The organism is Brevundimonas sp., from assembly GCF_027487935.1.
Lineage (GTDB): Bacteria > Pseudomonadota > Alphaproteobacteria > Caulobacterales > Caulobacteraceae > Brevundimonas.
Map to the genome: position 1 here is coordinate 21,043 of NZ_JAIYCP010000006.1, position 6,000 is coordinate 27,042.

The following is a 6,000-nucleotide window of genomic DNA, read 5'->3' on the forward strand; positions in this document are numbered from 1 at the left end:
GGACCGGTCAGGCCTCCACGCCCTCTGCCCGCTTCTTCATCATGGCGTCGAAACTGCCCCAGACGCCCTCGGCCCCATGCCAGGAACCGGTGGTGGCGGCCTTGGAGTATTCGGTGGCGCGGGCCTCGAAGAAGTTGGCGTGCTCCACGCCCGACAGGAGGGACTGCAGCCAGGGCAGGGGGTTTTCCTTGACGCCATAGACCTCCGGCAGGTGCAGCTGGCGCAGGCGCCAGTCGGCGATGAAGCGGATGTACTGTTTGATGTCGTCCGGCGTCATGCCGTTGACCGGGCCCATTTCGAAGGCGAGGTCGATGAAGCGGTCCTCCATCTCGACCACGGTCTTGCAGCAGTCGACGATGTCGGCGGCGACCTCCGGCGTGACGGCCCCGGTCTCCTTGTTGAAGGCGTGGTACAGCTTGATGATGCCTTCGCAGTGCAGGCTTTCGTCGCGCACCGACCAGCTGACGATCTGGCCCATACCCTTCATCTTGTTCTGGCGCGGGAAATTCATCAGCATCGCGAAGGAGGCGAACAGCTGAAGCCCCTCCGAGAAGCCGCCGAACATGGCCAGGGTGCGGGCGATGTCGGCGTTGGTCTCGACCCCGAACCGGCCCATGAAGTCATGCTTGTCGCGCATGGCCTCGTATTCCATGAAGGCCCCGAACTCGCTTTCGGGCATGCCGATGGTCTCGAGCAGCAGGGCGTAGGCCGCGATGTGGATGGTCTCCATGTTGGCGAAGGACGCCAGCATCATCTTGACCTCGGTCGGTTTGAACACCCGACCGTATTTTTCCATGTAGTTGTCCTGGACCTCGATGTCGGCCTGGGTGAAGAAGCGGAAGATCTGGGTCAGCAGGTTGCGCTCGGACGGGGTCAGATTGACCGCCCAGTCCTTCATGTCCTCGCCCAGCGGCACCTCTTCGGGCATCCAGTGGACCTGCTGCTGCTTCTTCCACATATCGAAAGCCCACGGATAGCGGAACGGCTTGTAGGCGGCCGACGGGGTCAGCAGTCCGGGGGTGGCCGGCTTGATCGAGACGTGCGCGTTCATCGGGTACGGGGCTCTGAAGAGTATCCGGGATTGAGGAAACACTATGCGGGTGGAAGGCCCCGGCGCCAAGCCAAATTGCGGCTATATTGCGATCACTTTTTCCAGAACCGCTACATGTGGTAGGATGGCCTCAGGTCTCTGGGGATGCCGCTGGGGACAAGCCCGCACCCTCGGCCTGACGACCTGAACGGTCATGCGCGGACCGGAGGGGCGGCGGACCGGGTCGGGGCGCGCCGCCGGCCAGGGGTATCAGGCGTCGGGGACCTGGAAGGCTTCGCGCGTCCGGAACCGGCGCCAGACCACCCAGATCAGCAGCGCAGTCGCCACGCCGAGCGTGTCCGCGAGGAGATCACCCCAGTTCGCGTCTCGCCCGATATAGCCCTGGACCACCTCGACCGCCGCTCCTAGGCCGACTGCCAGGAGCGCGGCCCATGCCCGCAGCATGCGCCGGAAGAGCACGCCGAAGCTCCAGAGGATCAGGCCAAAGGCGATGAAATGGGCGGCCTTGTCCCAGATCAGCCGCTCGGCCTCGATGGTCCCGCCGGGCGACAGCATCAGGGCCATCAGGACCAGCAGCACGACGGCACCGAGGATACGGAGTAGGGTACGCATACGCTTGGGGGCTTTCCGGACGGACCGCTTCTATCAGCCCGCGAGCAGGACCCAAACCCCGGTCGCTGCGAAACCCGCAGCGGCGGCCAGGCGAATCCAGCCCAGCGGCAGCCGTCTTGCCGCCGTTTCGCCCAGCAGAACGGCCGGGCCGTTGACCAGCATCATGCCGAGAGTCGAGCCTGCGACCACAAGCGGCAGGTTCTGGAACTGTGCGGCCAGCATGGCCGTCGCGACCTGGGTCTTGTCGCCCATCTCGATGAGGAAGAAGGCGACGGTGGTGGCCCAGAAGATTCCGGCCGGGGTCTTCGCGGTCCGGTCGGGTGCCTGATCGAACCGGTCGGGGATCAGCGCCCAGATCGCAAACCCGAGAAAGGTCAGGCCGACGACCCAGCGCACCCAGTCGCCGTCCATGAACCGCGCCAGCATCGACCCCGCCAGGGCCGCGACCGCATGGTTGGCCAGGGTCGCGACCACGATGCCGAGAAGGATCGGCAGCGGCCGCCGCCACGCCGCCGCCAGCATGATGGCCAGCAGCATGGTCTTGTCGCCGATCTCCGCAATGGAGACGAGGCCGGTCGAAATCAGGAAGGCTTCCAATACATCATCGTTCGCGGGGGTTCGGCGGACAGACCATTGGCATCCGCAGCCGGCCCCCGCGTGGAAGCACCCTGCGAAGCCAGCGGTCTTGCCGTGTTGGCGGGGCCTGACCGCGCGCGACACTGTCGCTCGCTGCCTGAGGCCCCGGAAACGTTCCGCGCCATCCTCTCCGGGCGAGAGGAAGTGTGTTGACGCGAACCCCGCTGATCGGTGCGGGCGGCTACTCCCCGATGACGGGCGGGTCTTTAGCGGTGACGGGATCGTCCGGCAAGAGCGCATGGTCCGGTCCGCGATGGATCACAGCCTGCCTGCGTTGCACCGCATGGGCCACCAGCCCCGGGGCCATGGCCCAATGCGCGGCCGGGACGAAAAGGGTGGCAAGGGCGGTGATTTCGGAAGCGGTCACCGGTCCCTGACAGTCCCGCTTGTGTGACGCTCCGATCACGCGTTCGTGATCACGATGGACTCAAGCCCGTTACGCCGTCGTTGCAGCCTGTCCACAGGCTCATCCCCCGCCATGAGAGCGATTCGGGCAGAAAGTGATCGTCAACCCCGTTGACGGTTGGTTAGCCATCTGCGCCCCATATCTGGACGCGAGAAACGTTCGGGCCACTAGATGATGTGGTCGGGGCGCGGAGTTCTCGCAACGATCCAGTTCAGGGGCGACAGCATTATGGCCGGCGGCGAAGCGTTGAAGACAGTGGAATTCCAGCCGGTTGCAGACGGTGATGCGATGCCGCGCCCCCAGCTTTCCGTGGTGCGTTCGCTCCAGCTTGACCGGTCCCGCGACGACCTGCTGACCGAATTCGGCAAGAAGACGCTGGAAGACCGCTATCTGCTGCCCGGCGAGAGCTATCAGGACATGTTCGCCCGCGTCGCCACGGCCTATGCCGACGACCACGACCATGCCCAGCGCGTCTATGATTACATGTCCAAGCTCTGGTTCATGCCCTCGACGCCGGTGCTGTCGAACGGCGGGGCCGACCGTGGCCTGCCGATCAGCTGCTTCCTGAACGCCGTGGCTGACAGCCTCGACGGCATCCAGTCGGTCTGGAACGAGAATGTGGCCCTCGCCTCCAACGGCGGCGGCATCGGCACCTACTGGGGCGGCGTCCGGTCGATCGGCGAGAAGGTCAAGGGCGCAGGCCAGACCTCGGGCATCATCCCCTTCATCCGCGTGATGGACTCCCTGACCCTGGCGATCAGCCAGGGTTCGCTGCGCCGCGGCTCGGCCGCCGTCTATCTGGACGTCCACCATCCGGAGATCGAGGAGTTCCTCGAGATCCGCAAACCCTCGGGCGACTTCAACCGCAAATCCCTGAACCTGCACCACGGCATCAACATCTCGGACGCCTTCATGGAAGCGGTGCGGGACGGCCGGACGTTCGACCTGCTCTCGCCCAAGAACCAGGCGGTGGTGAAGACCGTCGACGCCCGCGCCCTGTGGCAGAAGATCCTGGAAATCCGCCTGCAGACCGGCGAGCCCTATCTGATCTTCTCCGATACGGTGAACCGCCAGATGCCGCAGCATCAGCGCGATCTGGGCCTGTCGGTGAAACAATCCAACCTGTGCAGCGAGATCACCCTTCACACCGGCCGCGACCACCTGGGCGTCGACCGCACCGCCGTCTGCTGCCTGTCCTCGGTCAATGCCGAGAGCTTCCTGGAGTGGCGTGAGGAGCCCCGCTTCATCGAGGACGTGATGCGCTTCCTCGACAATGTTCTGGAAGACTTCATCCGCCGCGCCCCGCCCGCCATGGCGGCCGCCGTCTATTCGGCCAAGCGCGAGCGTTCGGTGGGTCTGGGCCTGATGGGCTTCCACTCCTTCCTGCAGGCGCAGGGTGTGGCCTTTGAATCGGCCATGGCCAAGTCGTGGAACATGCGGCTGTTCAAACATCTGCGTCGCGAGGCCGACAAGGCCAGCCGCCTGCTGGCCGAAGAAAAAGGGGCTTGCGAGGACGCGGCCGAGCGCGGCGTGATGGAGCGGTTCAGCCACAAGCTGGCCATCGCCCCGACGGCCTCGATCTCGATCATCTGCGGCGGCACCTCGGCCGGCATCGAGCCGATCCCGGCCAACATCTATACGCACAAGACCCTGTCGGGCTCGTTCGCCGTCAAGAACCCCTATCTGGAACGCCTGCTGGGCGAGAAGGGCATCGACACCGAGGCGGTGTGGAGCTCCATCCTCGAGCACGAAGGCTCGGTCCAGCATCTGGACGCCCTGAGCGACGACGAGAAGTCGATCTACAAGACCGCTTTCGAACTGGATCAGCGCTGGATCGTCGAACTGTCCGCCGACCGTGCGGCGGACGTCTGCCAGGCCCAGTCGATCAATCTGTTCATCCCGGGCGACGTCAACAAATGGGACCTGCACATGCTGCACTGGTCGGCCTGGGAGAAGGGCGTGAAGTCGCTCTACTATCTGCGCTCGAAGTCGGTTCAGCGCGCCGCCTTCGCAGGCGCAGATGACAAGGTCGAGGACGAGGTCGATCCGAACCAGCCGGACCTCTTCAGCGCGGCCCGCACCGACTATGATGAGTGCCTCGCCTGCCAGTAGGGCGTGAGGGGCTTCGGCCCTGCCGGGCTTACGGAACCCTGACGGCCTCCCGACGTTCATCCAGCAGGGCAAAAGCCTGTTGGCGAGACGATGCACATCGTGCAGAGTCGCGAACTGTTATCGGATCGGGAAAACCGTTGGTGGCTGTGACGGCCGTATCGATGTTTGGCTTGGCGACTGTGGCCCTGTCGGCCCCGGCGTCGGCGACGGCGTCGCCGGCCTCAATCCAGACGGCCCTGTCCAATCCGTGGATCGTGACGCGCGAATCCCCCTCGGCGTCGTCGGACCTTTCGATCCGGATCGACCGTGATGCGAGCTTCATCGCCGATGAGGCACGGCATGGGTACATACCGCCCCTGCGCGAAAGAGGCTCGCCATGGGCGGCGGCGAACCGGGACGTCTGGTTCGAGAACGGGGATTACGACGACCGCCTGCGGCTGCGGACCGAGGGCCCGGTGCGCCGGGTTGACGGCTCGCCCCTGCCACCCGGGCCGCTCGATCCCGCCGCCCATAACGCCGAACACTATGACCTGACCTTCACCCGCGGCTGGACAGGCACCCTGGCCAGGACGGCGTCCGGACTCGACGTCACCCTGTCACCCCATCTCGGGGTCGGCGTCGGCTCGCGGGGCAGCAGCACCGAGGCCGGGGCGACCCTGCGTATCGGACCGGATCTGGATCAGCTGATGCCCGCCGGCGAAGCGACGTTTGGCCAGCGACCCCGCTGGTATCTCTATGCGGCAGGGTCCGGCCGGGCGGTGGGCTACAACTGGGCCCGCACCCGTGACGGCGACTTCGCCCGTTCCGGAATCAGCCATGACACCGGCGCCTTCATGGGCGATGCCTCACTCGGCGTGGCCATACGCCAGGGACCGGTGCAGAGCTCCTTCGGCCTGATTTATCGTGAGCTCGGGCCAGAGGGTATGCGGGTCGGCGAAGGGGTCGATACCGATGTCACCGAAGGGGTCATCGCCTTCCAGCTGTCGATCAAGCCCGAATAGGGCCGGGCCTGAGATCAGGGATCAGCCCGGGTGCCCGTCATCCCACCCCATTGAATCGCGCACCTAGACCGTTCGTCGGCTCAGTTGGAGCGGGCCGAAAGGTTCATCACGGCGAGCACAACGCGGTCACAACGGACACGACGGGACCGTGCGGTTGCCGCGTGTGTCGATCCTTCCCGGCA

The 6,000-nt window shown here is 65.5% G+C and carries 6 protein-coding genes and 1 riboswitch; of the genes, 2 read left to right on the plus strand and 4 right to left on the minus strand.

Annotated elements, in window-relative coordinates; genetic code table 11:
• Positions 1 to 7: 7 nt before the first annotated feature.
• The 4 genes from Q0053_RS02915 to Q0053_RS02930 form a co-directional block, all read right to left on the minus strand.
• Positions 8 to 1,051, minus strand: a complete 1,044-nt coding sequence (locus Q0053_RS02915) for a ribonucleotide-diphosphate reductase subunit beta (protein ID WP_298095771.1) — start codon at positions 1,049 to 1,051, stop codon at positions 8 to 10.
• A 249-nt stretch (positions 1,052 to 1,300) separates the two neighbouring features.
• A complete protein-coding gene (locus tag Q0053_RS02920; protein ID WP_298095774.1) occupies positions 1,301 to 1,663 on the minus strand; it encodes a VanZ family protein in 363 nt (120 codons plus the stop codon).
• A 33-nt stretch (positions 1,664 to 1,696) separates the two neighbouring features.
• The gene (locus Q0053_RS02925; RefSeq protein WP_298095778.1) at positions 1,697 to 2,260 is read right to left on the minus strand and encodes a TMEM165/GDT1 family protein; all 564 of its coding nucleotides are present in this window, start codon (positions 2,258 to 2,260) and stop codon (positions 1,697 to 1,699) included.
• A 131-nt stretch (positions 2,261 to 2,391) separates the two neighbouring features.
• Positions 2,392 to 2,501, minus strand: a riboswitch (yybP-ykoY riboswitch).
• Entirely contained in the window at positions 2,481 to 2,666 is a 186-nt protein-coding gene (locus Q0053_RS02930; RefSeq protein WP_298095782.1) for a hypothetical protein, read from the minus strand. It overlaps the preceding riboswitch by 21 nt.
• A gap of 327 nt (positions 2,667 to 2,993) precedes the next feature.
• Here Q0053_RS02930 and Q0053_RS02935 point away from each other — a divergent pair, with 327 nt between their 5' ends.
• Together Q0053_RS02935 and Q0053_RS02940 are read left to right on the plus strand one after the other, a co-directional pair.
• On the plus strand, positions 2,994 to 4,817 hold the full coding sequence (locus Q0053_RS02935; RefSeq protein ID WP_298095791.1) for a ribonucleoside-diphosphate reductase subunit alpha: 1,824 nt from the start codon (positions 2,994 to 2,996) through the stop codon (positions 4,815 to 4,817).
• 140 nt (positions 4,818 to 4,957) lie between these two features.
• Positions 4,958 to 5,818, plus strand: coding sequence for a lipid A-modifier LpxR family protein (locus Q0053_RS02940; protein WP_298095785.1), 861 nt, complete (start codon positions 4,958 to 4,960; stop codon positions 5,816 to 5,818).
• The last annotated feature ends 182 nt before the right edge of the window (positions 5,819 to 6,000 follow it).

Excerpts from the sequence above, each read along its gene's own strand:
- Q0053_RS02915 (WP_298095771.1), bottom strand. The coding sequence starts at position 1,051 with ATGAACGCGCACGTCTCGATCAAGCCGGCCACCCCCGGACTGCTGACC.
- Q0053_RS02920 (WP_298095774.1), bottom strand. The coding sequence starts at position 1,663 with ATGCGTACCCTACTCCGTATCCTCGGTGCCGTCGTGCTGCTGGTCCTG.
- Q0053_RS02935 (WP_298095791.1), top strand. The coding sequence starts at position 2,994 with ATGCCGCGCCCCCAGCTTTCCGTGGTGCGTTCGCTCCAGCTTGACCGG.